The 15,039-nt window shown below is 64.8% G+C and carries 16 protein-coding genes; 6 read left to right on the forward strand and 10 right to left on the reverse strand.

Annotation, left to right across the window (positions count from 1 at the left end):
* The first annotated feature begins 9 nt into the window (after positions 1 to 9).
* The 4 genes from ACZ1JY_RS07235 to ACZ1JY_RS07250 all read left to right on the forward strand — a co-directional run bounded on the left by ACZ1JY_RS07235 (position 10) and on the right by ACZ1JY_RS07250 (position 4,240).
* Entirely contained in the window at positions 10 to 1,602 is a 1,593-nt protein-coding gene (locus tag ACZ1JY_RS07235; RefSeq protein ID WP_465130808.1) for a class I adenylate-forming enzyme family protein, read from the forward strand.
* A 3-nt stretch (positions 1,603 to 1,605) separates the two neighbouring features.
* A complete protein-coding gene (locus tag ACZ1JY_RS07240) occupies positions 1,606 to 2,781 on the forward strand; it encodes an acetyl-CoA C-acyltransferase (protein ID WP_465130809.1) in 1,176 nt (391 codons plus the stop codon).
* Between the two features lie 146 nt (positions 2,782 to 2,927).
* A complete protein-coding gene (locus ACZ1JY_RS07245; RefSeq protein WP_465130810.1) occupies positions 2,928 to 3,668 on the forward strand; it encodes a hypothetical protein in 741 nt (246 codons plus the stop codon).
* Positions 3,669 to 3,679: 11 nt separating this feature from the next.
* Positions 3,680 to 4,240, forward strand: a complete 561-nt coding sequence (locus ACZ1JY_RS07250) for a hypothetical protein (protein WP_465130811.1) — start codon at positions 3,680 to 3,682, stop codon at positions 4,238 to 4,240.
* Positions 4,241 to 4,403: 163 nt separating this feature from the next.
* Here the strand turns inward: ACZ1JY_RS07250 and ACZ1JY_RS07255 are convergent, their stop codons facing one another.
* The 3 genes from ACZ1JY_RS07255 to der form a co-directional block, all read right to left on the reverse strand.
* Entirely contained in the window at positions 4,404 to 5,339 is a 936-nt protein-coding gene (locus ACZ1JY_RS07255) for an IS110 family RNA-guided transposase (RefSeq protein WP_465129402.1), read from the reverse strand.
* 290 nt (positions 5,340 to 5,629) lie between these two features.
* Positions 5,630 to 6,058: a DUF983 domain-containing protein gene (locus tag ACZ1JY_RS07260; protein ID WP_465130812.1), complete on the reverse strand. Its 429-nt coding sequence runs from the start codon at positions 6,056 to 6,058 to the stop codon at positions 5,630 to 5,632.
* A 6-nt stretch (positions 6,059 to 6,064) separates the two neighbouring features.
* Positions 6,065 to 7,447 (reverse strand): ribosome biogenesis GTPase Der, encoded by a 1,383-nt coding sequence (gene der / locus ACZ1JY_RS07265; RefSeq protein WP_118073224.1) that lies wholly within the window; start codon positions 7,445 to 7,447, stop codon positions 6,065 to 6,067.
* A 125-nt stretch (positions 7,448 to 7,572) separates the two neighbouring features.
* Between der and ACZ1JY_RS07270 the strand changes: the two genes are divergently transcribed.
* Positions 7,573 to 8,364 carry a CHAP domain-containing protein gene (locus tag ACZ1JY_RS07270; protein ID WP_465130813.1) on the forward strand — a complete coding sequence of 264 codons (792 nt, stop codon included), beginning with the start codon at positions 7,573 to 7,575 and terminating at the stop codon, positions 8,362 to 8,364.
* Between the two features lie 41 nt (positions 8,365 to 8,405).
* Here the strand turns inward: ACZ1JY_RS07270 and mmsB are convergent, their stop codons facing one another.
* Positions 8,406 to 9,275: a 3-hydroxyisobutyrate dehydrogenase gene (mmsB, locus tag ACZ1JY_RS07275; RefSeq protein WP_465130814.1), complete on the reverse strand. Its 870-nt coding sequence runs from the start codon at positions 9,273 to 9,275 to the stop codon at positions 8,406 to 8,408.
* A gap of 14 nt (positions 9,276 to 9,289) precedes the next feature.
* Between mmsB and ACZ1JY_RS07280 the strand changes: the two genes are divergently transcribed.
* Positions 9,290 to 9,520 (forward strand): hypothetical protein, encoded by a 231-nt coding sequence (locus ACZ1JY_RS07280; protein WP_465130815.1) that lies wholly within the window; start codon positions 9,290 to 9,292, stop codon positions 9,518 to 9,520.
* An 8-nt stretch (positions 9,521 to 9,528) separates the two neighbouring features.
* Here the strand turns inward: ACZ1JY_RS07280 and ACZ1JY_RS07285 are convergent, their stop codons facing one another.
* From ACZ1JY_RS07285 to ACZ1JY_RS07310, 6 genes are all read right to left on the reverse strand, one after another.
* A complete protein-coding gene (locus tag ACZ1JY_RS07285) occupies positions 9,529 to 10,311 on the reverse strand; it encodes an enoyl-CoA hydratase-related protein (protein WP_465130816.1) in 783 nt (260 codons plus the stop codon).
* The gene (locus tag ACZ1JY_RS07290; protein ID WP_465130817.1) at positions 10,308 to 11,378 is read right to left on the reverse strand and encodes an enoyl-CoA hydratase/isomerase family protein; all 1,071 of its coding nucleotides are present in this window, start codon (positions 11,376 to 11,378) and stop codon (positions 10,308 to 10,310) included. The genes ACZ1JY_RS07285 and ACZ1JY_RS07290 overlap by 4 nt, the downstream gene beginning before the upstream one ends.
* Positions 11,375 to 12,517, reverse strand: a complete 1,143-nt coding sequence (locus ACZ1JY_RS07295) for an acyl-CoA dehydrogenase family protein (protein ID WP_465130818.1) — start codon at positions 12,515 to 12,517, stop codon at positions 11,375 to 11,377. The genes ACZ1JY_RS07290 and ACZ1JY_RS07295 overlap by 4 nt, the downstream gene beginning before the upstream one ends.
* Positions 12,518 to 12,604: 87 nt before the next feature.
* Positions 12,605 to 12,907: an I78 family peptidase inhibitor gene (locus ACZ1JY_RS07300; protein ID WP_465130819.1), complete on the reverse strand. Its 303-nt coding sequence runs from the start codon at positions 12,905 to 12,907 to the stop codon at positions 12,605 to 12,607.
* 11 nt (positions 12,908 to 12,918) lie between these two features.
* Entirely contained in the window at positions 12,919 to 13,470 is a 552-nt protein-coding gene (locus ACZ1JY_RS07305) for a hypothetical protein (protein ID WP_118073219.1), read from the reverse strand.
* 11 nt (positions 13,471 to 13,481) lie between these two features.
* Positions 13,482 to 14,978 carry a CoA-acylating methylmalonate-semialdehyde dehydrogenase gene (locus ACZ1JY_RS07310; protein WP_084280332.1) on the reverse strand — a complete coding sequence of 499 codons (1,497 nt, stop codon included), beginning with the start codon at positions 14,976 to 14,978 and terminating at the stop codon, positions 13,482 to 13,484.
* Positions 14,979 to 15,039: the final 61 nt, after the last annotated feature.

A 15,039-nucleotide genomic window follows, 5' to 3' on the forward strand; every position in this document is an offset into this window, starting at 1 on the left:
AGAACTGCGATGCGGATCGAGGATATCATCGAGAGCGAGTTCACGCCGCTGAGCGACATCCTGCGCGCCCATGCCGCAAGGCGGGGCGATGCGGTGGCGCTGGCCGACGAGAACCGCACTGTCGGCTGGGCGGAGATGGACGCCCTGCTCGACCGCATCGCCACCGCTCTCCAGCGCGAGGGCGTGGAGAAGGACGAACCTGTCGCCATTGCGGCGATGAACGCAGTGACCACCGGGCTTGCCTTCCTTGGCGCGATCCGGGCGGGCGCGGTGGCGGCGCCGCTGACCTCCACCGCGACCCCGGAAACGATCGTTGCCATGCTGGAAGACAGCGGCAGCCGGGTGCTGCTGCTGGACAAGGAGATTTCCGACAGGCTTGCCGGGCTGGAACTGCCAGCCGGGGTCAAGCGCATCGCGCTGGACGACAGCGACGCAGGCGAGCCGTTCAGCCAGTGGATGGCCGAGGAAGGTGCAAGGCCCGAGGAGCGCACCGCCGCGCCCGGCGATCCATTCAATATCATCTACTCCTCGGGCACCACCGGCGCGCCCAAGGGCATCGTGCAAAGCCACAAGATGCGCCACGAATATGCGCGGCGCACGATCCCCGCAGGCTATGGCGACGATACGGCGGTGATCTGCTCGACCCCGCTCTATTCGAACACCACGCTGGTCAGCTTCCTCCCCGCTCTTACCGCAGGCGGAAAGGTGGTGCTGATGCGCAAGTTCGATGCGCGCACGTTCCTTGAGCTGTCCGAGCGCGAGCGCGTGACGCACGCCATGCTGGTGCCGGTGCAATACCGGCGGATCATGGAAGTGCCGGACTTCGACAGCTTTGACCTTTCGTCCTACAAGCTCAAGTCCTGCACTTCCGCGCCCTTCCCGGCATGGCTGAAGGCCGATGTGCTCAAGCGCTGGCCGGGCGGACTTACCGATGGCTACGGCATGACCGAGGGCGGCGCGACCGCAATCCTGCTGGCGCACCTCTATCCCGACAAGCTGCACACCGTGGGCCAGCCCTCGCCCGGCCACGTGATCAAGATCATCGACGAGGACGGCAACGAACTGCCTCAGGGCGAAGTGGGTGAGATTGTCGGCCATTCGCCGATCATGATGAACGGCTATCACAACAAGGCCGACAAGACCCGCGAGGTCGAATGGTACGACTCTGAAGGCCGCCGCTACATCCGCCATGGCGATGTCGGCAAGTTCGACGAGGACGGCTTCCTGATCCTGATGGACCGCGCCAAGGACATGATCATCTCCGGCGGGTTCAACATCTACCCGAGCGACCTTGAGGCCGAACTCACCCGGCAGAGCGCGGTCAAGGAAGCCGCCGTGGTCGGCGTGCCTTCCGATGCCTGGGGCGAAACGCCGCTGGCCGTCGTCGTGCTCGCCGATCCTGCCGCTGACCCCAAGGCCATCCTCGCCGAAGCCAACAGCCACCTTGGCAAGACCCAGCGCATTTCCGCGATCGAGGTGGTGGACGAACTGCCCCGCAGCCCGATCGGCAAGGTGCTGAAGCGCGAACTTCGCGACAGGTTCGGCGGCAACCCCATCCTCGCCGCCACATCCCTCGAAAAGACATCCCCAGCAGGAGCATGAGACATGCGTGACGCCGTAATCGTATCGACCGCCCGCACGCCCATCGGGCGCGCCTACAAGGGCGCCTTCAACGCAACGCCGGGCGCAACGCTTGGCGCGCTTTCGCTTCAGGCCGCCGTTGCCCGCGCCGGGATCGACCCTGCCGAGGTCGACGATGTGCTGTGGGGCGCAGCGCTGCAGCAGGGCGCGCAGGCGGGCAACATCGCGCGCCAGGTCGCCCTGCGGGCAGGCCTGCCGATCACCACCTCGGGCATGAGCATGGACCGCCAGTGCTCTTCGGGCCTGATGACCATCGCGACGGCTGCCAAGCAGGTGATCATCGACCGCATGGACGTGGTCGCCGCAGGTGGCCAGGAATCGATCAGCCTTGTCCAGACCAAGGAGATGCGCGTCGCCCCGGACAAGAGCCTGATGGCGATGCACAAGGCGATCTACATGCCGATGCTGCAGACCGCCGAGATCGTCGGCCAGCGCTATGGCATCAGCCGCGAGGCTTGCGACGAATACGCCCTGCAATCGCAGCAGCGCACTGCCGCCGCGCAAGCCGCCGGCAAGTTCGATGACGAGATCGTCGCGGTCGACACCTCGATGGGCGTCCAGAACAAGGAATCCGGCGAGATCACCTTCCAGGACGTCCACCTGACCAAGGACGAAGGCAACCGCCCCTCGACCACGCTGGAAAACCTGGCTGCGCTGAAGCCGGTGATCGAAGGCGGCATCGTGACCGCAGGCAACGCCAGCCAGCTTTCGGACGGTTCTTCCGCCGTGATCGTGATGGAGGCGGAAATGGCCGCCAAGCGCGGCCTCACCCCGCTCGGCCGCTATGTCGGCATGGCCGTCGCGGGAACCGAGCCAGACGAGATGGGCATCGGCCCGGTCTTCGCCATCCCCAAGCTGCTGCAGCGCTTCGGCCTGAAGATGGACGACATCGGCCTGTGGGAACTGAACGAAGCCTTCGCCGTGCAGGTCCTCTACTGCCGCGACAAGCTGGGCATTCCCAATGACCTGCTCAACGTCAACGGCGGCTCGATCTCGATCGGCCACCCCTATGGCATGACTGGCGCGCGCTGCACCGGCCACGCCCTGATCGAAGGCAAGCGCCGTGGGGCGAAGTATGTCGTGGTGACGATGTGCGTCGGCGGCGGCATGGGCGCTGCGGGGCTGTTCGAGGTACTGTAACGGGCAAGGGCAGAAAGCCCACCCCCGACCCCTCCCGCCTGCAGGAGGGGAGTAAGAGCGCCCTCATCTCCCCTCCCGCAGGCGGGAGGGGCTGGGGGTGGGCTCCGACGCTTGCCGTCGAACTCCACCCCGCCTACCCTTCCCCCATGAACGATAACGAGATTGAACGCCCTTGGCCGCAAGCCGGGCGCGAGAGGCTGATCTATCCCTCGCCGGTGGGCTGGAAGGGCACCGACTTCGTCGACAACGAGGCGGAACTGCTCAAGCTGCTGAACCCGAAGACGGTGTTCATGATGGGCGACAATCCCGCCCTGCCCCGCATGCCCGAACGCCCTCGGCTGCTCGATTTCTTCCGCCACCGCTTCGGCGATATCACCGTGCGGCACCTGCTGGTCAGCGCCAAGCGCGCGCTGGACGATGGGTTGCCGGAAAAGGTCGTGCTCGCCTGCCTGCTGCACGACATTTCCAACGGCTGCCTTGTCCGCTGCGACCACGGCTACTGGAGCGCGCAACTGATCGCGCCCTATGTCGATCCGGAAGTGGCTTTCGCGGTGAAGTACCATCAGGCTCTGCGCTATGTGCCCGATGAGAGCGTCGGCTATGCCTATCCCGACAGCTACCACAAGTTCTTCGGACCGGACTATCAGGTGCCCGAATACCTGCTGCGCGATGCCGAATACGCGCGCGGCCACGAATGGTACATGACGGCGCGGCAGGTCACGCTCTACGACACCTACTTCTTCGACGATTTCCCGGTGGTGGAGCCGGAGGAACTGGAAGGCGTCATCGCACGGAACTTCCGCGAGCCTGAGGAGGGGCTGGGCTTTGACAGCTCACCCACGGCGCATATGTGGCGGACGATGATCTGGCCGAATAATTTTTTGTGAGGATCAAAAGCTTGGCGCGTCCGGTCGTAGCCCTGTTGGCGTGCTTCTCGATGAGCACATGGTGCCATGCGCAAACTGCGCCTTCACGCCAAGTATGGTTCTATTCTGACGTCACTCTGGAGGCAGAGAGCGGAGCGCAGGAAACCTGGTGTGCGTTTCTATCAAAGGAGAGCGCAAAGGCAGCAATGAAAAGCGAGCGCTTCACATCGGTCGAGTCAGCCTGGTTGCAACTTCGCGGTGACACAATCACAAAGCTCGTCGTCTTCTCTCAAAGCGAAGACGCTTATGTTGAAGACACCTACACCTTTGGCGCGAACCTTACCGTCAAGGAGGTCGTGCGGAGGGGACATTACTACTCCGACCCTTTCGTCTCGGCTCGATTCAGGCCCGATGCCAAGGGCACCTTGGAGATGACCCCGGAGAGCCAGCGGGCGTTGCGGTCATGGAAGCACACGACCTACTTCTTCGAATGGCCGCTCTTTACCAAATTTTCGCAGCTGCCCTTTGCAGGTTTGGTCAAACTGAAACCGCGCATTACGGTTACGAATGGGTGCCAAACCATCCGCCGGTGAAGGTGCTCGTCACCCCGGACTTGATCCGGGGTCCCGCTTCTTCTGGCGGTGCGTAAAGGGCAAAAGCGGGACCCCGGGTCTTCGCCCGGGGCTACGATGGAAGCAGGTAGGCGAGGAATGCGATCCTCCCTGTTTTTCCGAAGGACAAACGGGGAGCAACCGTCTATGTGGCAGCCCATTTCTGTTTGTTTCGGATCATGGCGTTGAGAGCTGTGATGAGTTTTCGCATGATCGCAACGAGGGCGACTTTTGCTGGTTTTCCGGCGTTTTTCAGATTGTGGTATGCGACGGCCATTGTGGTGTTGCGCCGACTTGCGACGAGGGCGGCCATATAGAGTGCATCGCGGGGAGGTTTGCGCCCTCCGGCGATGCGTCGCTTGCCCCTGAAGGCCCCGCTTTCGCAATCGAAAGGCGCGACGCCGACGAGCGATGCGGCCTGTCGGGCGCTCATTGCACCGAGTTCCGGCATGAACGCGAGGAGCGTTGCCGCGGTTGTCGGCCCGACGCCTGGCACCGAGCGCATGATTGCGTTGCGCTCGGCAAGTTCGGGGTGATCCGCGATCAGGCGTGCGATCTCTGCTTCAACCAGCGCGATCTCGGCTGACAGCCGTTTGATCCGCTGTGCAGCGATCCGCCTGAGCAGCGCGCTGGCAGTCTGCTCGGCCTGGTTGGCGCAGCGGGTGCGCTCCTCGCACAGCTGGCGGCGTGCCGTGACGAGTTCGCCGAGCATGGCGCGGGCAGGATCGTGGACCACCTCGCGCTGGGGCAGCGCAGCGCAGAAATGCGCGATCGCTGCAGCATCGATCCTGTCGTTCTTGGCCAGAATCCCGGCAGCGCGGGCGAACTGGCGCACGCGCATCGGGTTGACGCGTCGAGCGGGCAGGTCTGCCTCGCATAGAGCCGTCAGCAGAGCGCGTTCATAACCACCCGAAGCCTCGAAGCCGACTGCGTGGGGTCTGACGCGGCGAAGCCACCGGATCAAGGCTCGCAAGCCATCCCGGTCGTTGGCAAAAGCGCAGGCCTCATTCTGCGGCCACAGACAGACATCAAGCCGCGCCTTGCTGACATCGATACCGACAAATTGATCGTGCTGTGCCATATCTCCGTTCCCATCCTTGCGTGTGCGGGGTCAACGCCCCGTGCAACCGTTCGGGTTGATGAAGATCCGTCCGGGCCCAAGCTCCCCAGCGGGCTGCTACGACCAAGGGGGACACGGGCTCGCGAACGGGCGGGAGGCTCCGCTAGCGGAGCCTCCCGCAATCGCATCATGCACCATTTTCAAGATACAAGGGGGACCGCCCGCAAAGCGGGTGGTGGAGGGGCCGCTACCCCTCCGTCAGCGCTTCGCGCTGCCACCTCCCCGTTTGCGCTTCGCGAAAACAGGGAGGATCAGGTAGTTGCCTCCGCCTCAGCCTTCCCAGCCCGCCCAGCAAAGCCCTGCAGCCCCAGCCACCACTGCAGCGCAATCACGCAGCCCTTAGCGGGCTGCAGCAGGCCAATGAGCAGCACCAGCGCCAAGACCGCAACGATCAGCATCATCGCCCAGCCCGGAAGGCCGGTGTGGAGGCCGAGTTCGATGATCACCGGGGCCATGATGTGGCCGGTCAGCAGGATCGAGATGTAGGGCGGGAAGTCGTCAGCCGCGTGGAGCGTCCAGTTCTGGCCGCACAGGCGGCAACGGTCGACCGGCTTGAGGAAGCGCGTGAACAGGTGCGTGCCGCCGCAGCGCGGACACTTGCCGCGAATGCCGCGCCACAGCGCCCCACCCAGCCCTTGCGGGAGCGAGGTGCGGTTTAGCGGGAGTGCGGCGTCGGGCATGTGCGCCTACTTCGCGAAGGGGTTCTTGGGGCTGCGCAGCGTCAGGCGGATCGGCACGGCATCGAAGCCGAGTTCGCGGCGGATGCCGTTGACCAGATAGCGGCGATAGCTTTCCGGCAGCTGATCAAGCCGGGTGCCGAACAGGACGAAGCCGGGCGGGCGCGTCTTGGCCTGGGTGATGTAGCGCAGCTTGATGCGGCGGCCACCGGGTGCGGGCGGCGGATTGGCGGCGAGCGCATCGTCAAACCAGCGGTTGAGCGCGGCGGTCGGCACGCGCTTCGACCATGCGGCGCGGATCTCGAACGCCGCCTTGAGCAGATCGTCCAGCCCCTTGCCGGTGCGGCCCGAGATGGCGAGCAGCGGCACGCCGCGCACCTGTGCGAGACCTTCATCGAGCGCCTTGCGGATGCCCTGGAACAAGCCTGAGGGGTCTTCGGCCACGTCCCACTTGTTGATTGCGATCATCAGCGCGCGGCCCTCTTCGAGCACCATCGAGGCGATCTTGAGGTCCTGATGCTCCAGCCCGCGCGTGGCATCCAGTGTCAGCACGACGACTTCGGCAAAGTCGATGGCGTGGCGCGCATCGGCGACCGACATCTTCTCGAGCTTCTCGGTGACGTTGGCCTTCTTGCGCATGCCCGCCGTGTCGATCAGGCGGACCGGGCGATAACCCTCCCGCTCGGGATCGAACCACTGCCAGTCGATGGCGATGGAATCGCGGGTGATGCCAGCTTCAGGCCCGGTGAGCAGGCGGTTTTCGCCCAGCAGCTTGTTGATCAGCGTGGACTTGCCCGCATTGGGGCGGCCGACGATGGCCAGCTTGAGGACGGATTCGGGATCGAATTCCTCCTCGTCACCTTCAACCTCGGCGTCTTCGTCCTCTTCGACCTGCTTGGGTTCAAGATGCGGGCGCAGCGCTTCGAACAGGTCGGCAAGGCCCTGGCCGTGTTCGGCGGAGAAGGCGACGGGTTCGCCAAAGCCCAAGGCAAAGGCGTCGTAGATGCCGGGATCGCCCTGGCGGCCTTCGGCCTTGTTGGCCATGAGCACGATGGGAACGCGGCTCTGGCGCAAGTAGCGAGCGATTTCCTCGTCGAGCGGGGTGACGCCGGCGCGCGCATCGATCACGAACAGCGCGACGTCCGCGCCGACCAGCGAAGCTTCGGTCTGCTGGCGCATGCGGCCGGGCAGCGTGTCGGGATCGAGATCTTCCCAGCCCGCGGTATCGACGATGGTGAAATCCAGCCCGAGCAGCGTGGCATCGCCGAAGCGACGGTCGCGCGTCACGCCGGGCTGATCGTCCACCAGCGCCAGCTTCTTGCCGACGAGGCGGTTGAACAGCGTCGATTTGCCGACGTTCGGGCGTCCGATAATGATGACCTGAGGGCGCATGGGCCTCCCGTGGCTGTTTGTGCGGCGAAAGGCAAGGGCGGCGCACAGGGCTAACTATTGTTTAGCTGACCATTAACCAATCTGCGCAACATTACATTGACCTAAACTTTCTACTCCGAGGCGTGATGAGAGGGTTCCGGATCTTTGTCGTGATCGCCGCCGCGCTGCCTTGCGGGAACGCCATGGCCGAAGCCGTGGACATGCCCGAAATGCGCGGGGAGCGGGGCTTTTCCGCCAGTTCTTCGGACTATCGCGGCGAGGACGCGCCCCTGCCCTACCTGCAGTGCGTGCCCTATGCGCGCTCGATCAGCGGCATCCAGATCTTCGGCGATGCGCTGACCTGGTGGGACCAGGCCGAGGGGCGCTATGCCCGCGGCCACCGCCCGAAAGTGGGCGCAGTGATGAGCTTTGCACCCTATGGCCGGATGGAACTGGGCCATGTGGCAGCCGTGAGCCGGGTGATCGATTCGCGCACCGTGCTGCTGCGCCATGCCAACTGGTCGCCCATCGACGGGCGGCGCGGGCAGATCGAGGACAACGTGCGCGCGGTGGACGTGTCCGAAGCGAACGACTGGTCGGAAGTGCGGGTCTGGTACGCCCCTATCGGCAACCTTGGCACCACAGCCTGGCCGGTCAACGGCTTCATCTATCCGGACAAGCCGGGCCGGAAGGAGCGGGTCACGCTGCTGGCCTCGGCGGACAAGCCCAAGGCGGTGGCAGCGCCACGCAAGGCCATAGGGGCGGATTTCCTCAAGGGCATTCGGCCGGAGGTGACGGTAAAGCCTGCGCCGGTGCGGCGCGAACTCGCCTATCGGTACGAGGCGCCCAAGGCTGCGGCGGTGAAGCCGGTGGCAAAGGCGACGGGCGGTCTGGCCAACGATCCGATCGGACGGATCATCGCAGCAAAGACGCGCTGACCAGCGCGACCGAGGCCCCCGCTTTCGCGGGGGGCACCAGCTTAGAGCGACTTGATGATGGCCGAGAAATCGAGGCCGGCGTTGCCCGCGTCGGCGAAAGCCGAATAGAGCTCTTCCGCGCGCTGGCCCATCGGCACATCGGCGCCGGCGTCCTTTGCAGCGGCCATGGCGAGCTTCAGGTCCTTGAGCATCAGTGCGGTGGCAAAGCCGCCCTGGTAGCCATTGTCAGCGGGGCTCTGTGGACCGACGCCGGGGACCGGACAGTACGAGGTCATCGACCAGCACTGGCCCGAAGCCTTTGACGAGATGTCGTAGAAGGTCTGCAGGTCGAGCCCGAGTTTCTCGGCCATGGCAAAGGTCTCGCAGGTGGCGACCATCGAGGCGCCCAGCAGCATGTTGTTGCAGATCTTGGCGGCCTGCCCTGCCCCGCTGGCCCCGGCATGGATCACCGCCTTGCCCATGGCGGCAAGGATCGGCTCGGCGCGCGCGAAGGCTTCGTCGGAGCCGCCGACCATGAAGGTCAGGGTCCCGCCATTTGCCGCAGCAATCCCGCCAGAGACAGGCGCGTCGACCATGACATAGCCCGCAGCATCAGCCGCCGTGGCGACTTCGCGCGCAGTGGCAACGTCGATGGTCGAGCAATCGAGCAGCAGTGCGGAGGTCGGCGCCTGGCCGATCACGTCCGCGCTGTAGACCGACTTCACGATGGCGCCGTTGGGCAGCATCGAGACGACCGCATCCGCCCCCTGCACCGCTTCCTTGACCGAGGTGTAGGTGGTGCAGCCGTTTTCCTTCGCGCGTTCGAGCGCCGCTTCGGCAAGGTCGAAGGCGTGAACGTCGTGGCCAGCCTTGACGAGGTTCGCGGCCATGCCGCCACCCATGTTGCCAAGGCCGATGAATGCGATTTTCATGGTATGATTCCCGATTGATCAGCCATCATTGCGATGCCCAGAAACAGCAGGACCGGGCCGAAGATGGACGCCATGATGATGTGGAATGTCTGAAGGATGCGATCCAAGCGCGTAAGCGGGAGTGGTTCTGCCCCCGTTGCCTTGAGAATCGCAGCCTCCAGCAAGTTGATCTTCTCTTCGCGCCGGTGCCGCCAATTCAGTATCGCCGTGAAGCTCAGAAAGCCTCCGAAGACGATAAAGAATAGCGAGGCTATCACCGCCCCTTCCACACGCCGGGGCGCTTTTCGATGAAGGCCTTCATGCCCTCGGCCTTGTCTTCGCTGGCGGTGAGGATCTGGAAGACGCGGCGTTCGAACAGGAGGCCCTGGTCGAGTGTGGTCTCGAACGCGGCGTTGACCATTTCCTTGTTGGCGACAGCGGCCATCGGCGGCATCGCAGCAATCGTCTCGGCGGTCTTGAGCGCATCGGCGAGCAGGTCTGCCAGCGGCACGACGCGGGTGACGAGGCCCGAACGCTCGGCTTCAGCGGCGTCCATCATGCGGCCGGTGAGGCACATGTCCATCGCCTTGGCCTTGCCCACGGCGCGGGTCAGGCGCTGCGAGCCGCCCATGCCCGGCGCCACGCCAAGCTTGATCTCGGGCTGGCCGAACTTCGCGTTATCCGAAGCGATGATGAAATCGGCCATCATCGCGAGTTCGCAACCGCCGCCCAGCGCGAAGCCGTTGACCGCCGCAATCCACGGCTTGCGCGTGGTCTTGACGAGGTGGCTGGTCCACTTCGAGAAGAAGTCCTCGTTGTAGAAATCAGCAGCGGGCTTTTCCGACATTTCCTTGATGTCGGCGCCGGCGGCAAAGGCCTTTTCGCCGGAGCCGGTCAGCACCGCGCAACGCTGCGAGGCGTCGGCTTCATAGGCGGCAAAGGCCTCGATCAGTTCGGCCAGCACCTGCGAGTTGAGCGCATTCAATGCCTGCGGGCGGTTCAGCGTGATGAGGGTGACGGCACCCTTCTGTTCGACGAGGATGGTTTCGTAAGTCATAGCGGTTTCCATTCGTCAGCAGCGCCCAGCGGCGCGAAAATCTGGTCAAGCAGGTCGTCGGTGACGCCCTGCGCCGTGGCGGGCGACCACTTGGGGGCGTGGTCCTTGTCGACAATGACGGCGCGAACGCCTTCGGCAAAGTCCGGCAGCGTCAGCACCCGCGCACCGATTCGGTATTCCATCGCCATGTTGGCTGCGAAGTCCGGCAGCGTCAGGCTGGTGGCGAGCTGGCGAAGGGCGACCTTGCAGGTCTGCGGGCTCTTGGTGTGGAGCGTCTTGAGGGTTTCGGCGGCAAAGTCCGAGCCGTCGGCTTCGAGTGCGGCGAGAATGTCTTCGTAGCGGTCAGAGGCGAACAGGCGGGCAATGGCGGCGGCGTGGGCGGCGATCTTGGGCTCGGGCGGGACCGTCGAAAGCTCGCGCAGGATTGCCGGGATGTTCTCGGGATCGGCGGCGATACGGGCCTTGGCTTCGGCCAGGTTGGACGATGGCAGGTAGTGCGTGGCAAGACCGGCCCAGACGCATTCCGCACCATCGAGCCGCGCACCCGTCAGCGCGAGGTACTGGCCGAGGCGGCCCTTGAGCCGCGAGAGGAACCAGCCGCCGCCAACGTCCGGGAACAGGCCGATGCCGGTTTCGGGCATGGCGAGCTTGGTGTTCTCGGTGGCGACGCGGAACGTGGCAGGGCCGGCAATGCCGACGCCGCCGCCCATGGTGATGCCATCCATGAAGGCGACCACGGGCTTGCCGTAGGTCATCAGCAAGTGGTTGAGCTGGTATTCGTCGTGGAAGAACTTGCGGCCAGACGTGCCGCCATCGTTCAGCGCGGAATTGCGCAGGAAGGCGATATCCCCACCGGCACAGAAACCGCGCGACAGCTTGGGATCGCCATCGGCGGGCAGCTGATGGTCGATCATCACGACCGCGACGCCATCGTCACCGCGCCATTCTAGGAGCGATGCGGTCATGGCGTGGACCATGTCGAGCGTCAGCGCATGGATCGAGCGGGGGCGGTTGAGCGAGAGGATACCAGCTGCGCCTTCTCGCCGGCCAAGAACTTCGTCGGTCACTTCAGCAGGTCCCTTCCCACGATCATGCGCATGACTTCATTGGTGCCTTCAAGGATGCGGTGGACGCGCAGGTCGCGCCAGAAGCGCTCGATCGGGTAATCACGCAAGTAGCCGTAGCCGCCGAACATCTGCAGCGCGCGATCGACGATCGACGAGCCGTTATCCGTCGCCAGCTTCTTGGCCATGGCCGAGAAACGCGTCTTGTCGGGCGCGCCAGAGGTCACCTTGGCGGCTGCCATGTAGAGCAGCGCGCGGGCGGATTCGAGGTCGGTCGCCATGTCGGCGAGGACGAACTGGGTGTTCTGGAATTCGGCAATGGACTTGCCGAACTGCTTGCGATCCTTGACGTAGCCGATCGCCTCATCAAGGCAGCGCTGCGCACCGCCCAGCGAACAGGCACCGATGTTGAGGCGACCGCCATCGAGCCCGGCCATCGCAAACTTGAAGCCATCGCCTTCGGCGCCGACCCGGTTTGCGACGGGAACGCGCACGTTGTCAAAGATCACCTGCGCGGTGGGCGAGGCATTCCAGCCAAGCTTGCGTTCGGGCGCGCCGAAGCTGACGCCGTCCATGTCCTTGTCGATGACGAGGCACGAGATGCCACGCGCACCTTCGTCGCCGGTGCGGACCATGGTGACGTAGATATCGTTGACGCCACCGCCCGAGATGAACTGCTTGGTGCCGTTGACGACGTAATGGTCACCATCGAGGCGGGAGGTAGTCTTGAGCGCGGCTGCGTCAGAGCCCGAACCGGGCTCGGTAAGGCAGTAGCTGGCGATCTTGTCCATGGTGACCAGATCGGGAAGGTAGCGCCCCTTGATCTCGTCGCCGCCGAAGGTGTCGATCATCCACGCGGCCATGTTGTGGATCGAGATGAACGCGCTGGTCGCCGGACAGCCATAGGCCATGGCTTCCATGATCAGCGCAGCTTCGAGACGCCCAAGGCCAATGCCGCCCGATTCCTCGCTGACGTAGATCGCGGCAAAACCGAGTTCGGCGGCCGCCTTGATCGTCTCGCGCGGGAAGGTGTGGTCTTCGTCCCACTGCGCGGCAAAGGGGGTAATGGCATCGGCGGTGAAGCGGCGGGCCATGTCCTGAATGGCGATCTGGTCTTCGGTCAGCGCGAACTGGTCGGTCATCTGTCTTTTCCCGTCACACGGAATTAACCGTGCCCTTAAACTGAAGCATGGGCGGCGGATATGGTCCACCGCCCAAGCTGTCCAGACCTATCCGCAGGAAATGCGGACGATCGTGTAGTTGTCATCATAGGATACCGTCAGCCGGTCGGCGCGGTAGTCCATCGTCACGGCTGAACGCGGCGGCACCCAGCGCAGGGTGCGGGCGCCGGACAGACGCATCAGCTCGGCACCGCTGGCGGCAGTGGCCTTGTGGCCGACATGCGACTGGACCGCATCGGCATTGCAGGTTCCCTGAGGCATGGCGGGAAGATCCTTTTGCGGCGGCGGTGTGGCTTGCGTGCAGGCCGAAAGACCGGCCAGAGCGGCAATGGCGATGATTGCAGGCTTCATCACGGCTCCCCTCACTTGCAACGGCTGTGGCGACGCGGGCCCTGCGGTGCGTCATCGCCAAATTCGGTCAGCACCAGCGTCTTGCCGCCGTCCTCGAGCTTGTAGCTAGCATCGCGCTGCCACTTCATGCCCTCGCCCTCGTAATCGAACACGGCGCGCACTTCGGTGGGCGTGGCGACCTTGGCGTTGGTCAGGTCAGCCACGGATTCGTAGAACTTCACCGACTTCTCGCCAATGGTCAGCGCGCCCTTGTCGGCCCCGGTGGTGGGGTCGCAGTCCGCCGGGCTCATCGCCCACTTGCCGCGCATGGCTGCAGGGAAGGTGGCGGCGGTGATCGGCGCGGCTTCGCTGGCGCCGGGGGCGACCGGCGCGGCCATCGCCTCGCTCTCGCTGACCATGGGCGCGAGGCTGGGCGTCGCCGAAGCGCTGGGCTCGGGCGAAGGGTCTGAACACGCGGCAAGCGCCAGCGGCAGGATCAGCAGGGGAAGAGCGAGATGCTTCATCGGGAGTGCTCCGGTGTGGTTGATGGCATAACCAACGCGCACCGGAGCGATCCTTTCCATGAGGCCTCAGGTCAGCCCATCGTCGGGATGACAAACGCGTTGCCGCCGTCGGGCGATCCATCCGGCCAGCGCTGGGTGATCGTCTTGACCTTGGTCCAGAACTTCACGCCTTCCATGCCGTGCTGGTTGGTGTCGCCGAAGGCAGACCGCTTCCAGCCGCCGAAGGTGTGGTAGGCAACCGGCACCGGGATCGGCACGTTGATGCCGACCATGCCGACATTGACGCGGGCAGCAAATTCACGCGCGGCGTGGCCGTTGCGCGTGAAGATGGCAACGCCGTTGCCGTACTGGTGCTTCGACGGCAGCGCGAGCGCTTCCTCGAAGTCCTTGGCGCGGACGATCTGCAGGACGGGGCCGAAGATCTCGTTGTGGTAGCTGTCCATGTCGGGCGTGACATGGTCGATCAGCGTCGGGCCGACGAAGAAGCCTTCCTCATGCCCCTGCAGCGTGAAGCCGCGGCCGTCGACGACGAGTTCGCCGCCTTCCTCGATGCACTTGCCGATCCAGCCTTCGACCTTCTCCTTGTGCGCCTGGGTCACGACCGGACCGTAGTGCGCTTCGGGATCGGTCGAGACGCCGACGCGCAGGGCTTCGATTGCCGGGATCAGCTTGGCGCGGAGCTTGTTGGCGGTATCCTCGCCCACCGGCACGACGACAGGCAGCGCCATGCAGCGCTCGCCAGCCGAGCCGAAGGCCGCGCCGCACAGGTCGTTGACGACCTGATCGAGGTCGGCGTCCGGCATGACGATGCCGTGGTTCTTGGCACCGCCCATGGCCTGCACGCGCTTACCGGCGGCGACGCCACGGTTGTAGACGTAGTGGGCAATATCCGACGAGCCGACGAAGCTGACCGCGCCGATGGCCGGGTGATCGAGGATCGCGTCGACCATTTCCTTGTCGCCATGGACGACCTGGCAGATGCCTTCGGGCAGGCCCGCTTCGATGAACAGTTCGGCCAGGCGCACCGGGACCGAGGGGTCACGCTCGGAAGGCTTGATGATGAAGGCGTTGCCGGTGGCGATGGCAATCGCGCTCATCCACAGCGGGATCATGCCGGGGAAGTTGAACGGCGTGATGCCCGCGCCGATGCCGATCGGCTGGCGCATCGAATAGACGTCAATGCCGGGGCCGGCGCCTTGGGTGTATTCACCCTTGAGCACGTGCGGGATGCCACAGGCGAATTCGACAACCTCAAGGCCGCGCTGGATATCGCCCTTGGAGTCGGCGATGACCTTGCCGTGCTCCGACGAGAGCATGTGGGCGAGGCTGTCCATGTTGGCTTCGACCAGTTCCTTGAAGCGGAACATGACGCGGGCGCGGCGCTGCGGGTTGGTGGCGGCCCAGGCGGGCTGCGCCTTGAGGGCGGCCTGCACGGCGCGCTCGAGCGTTTCGGCGGTGCCAAGCGCGACTTCGGCCTGCACGCCGCCGTTGTTGGGATCGAAGATCGGGCTCTTGCGGGCGGGCGCGCCGCCGGGGCCGCCGACGATGAAGTGGTCTACGAGACGCATCAGAAATCCTCTTTCACCAAGACTTGCGCAGCGTGATGCGCCCGCCGGAGATTGCAGGCAA

The organism is Novosphingobium sp. BL-A-41-Hi4B-X5A, assembly GCF_055521705.1.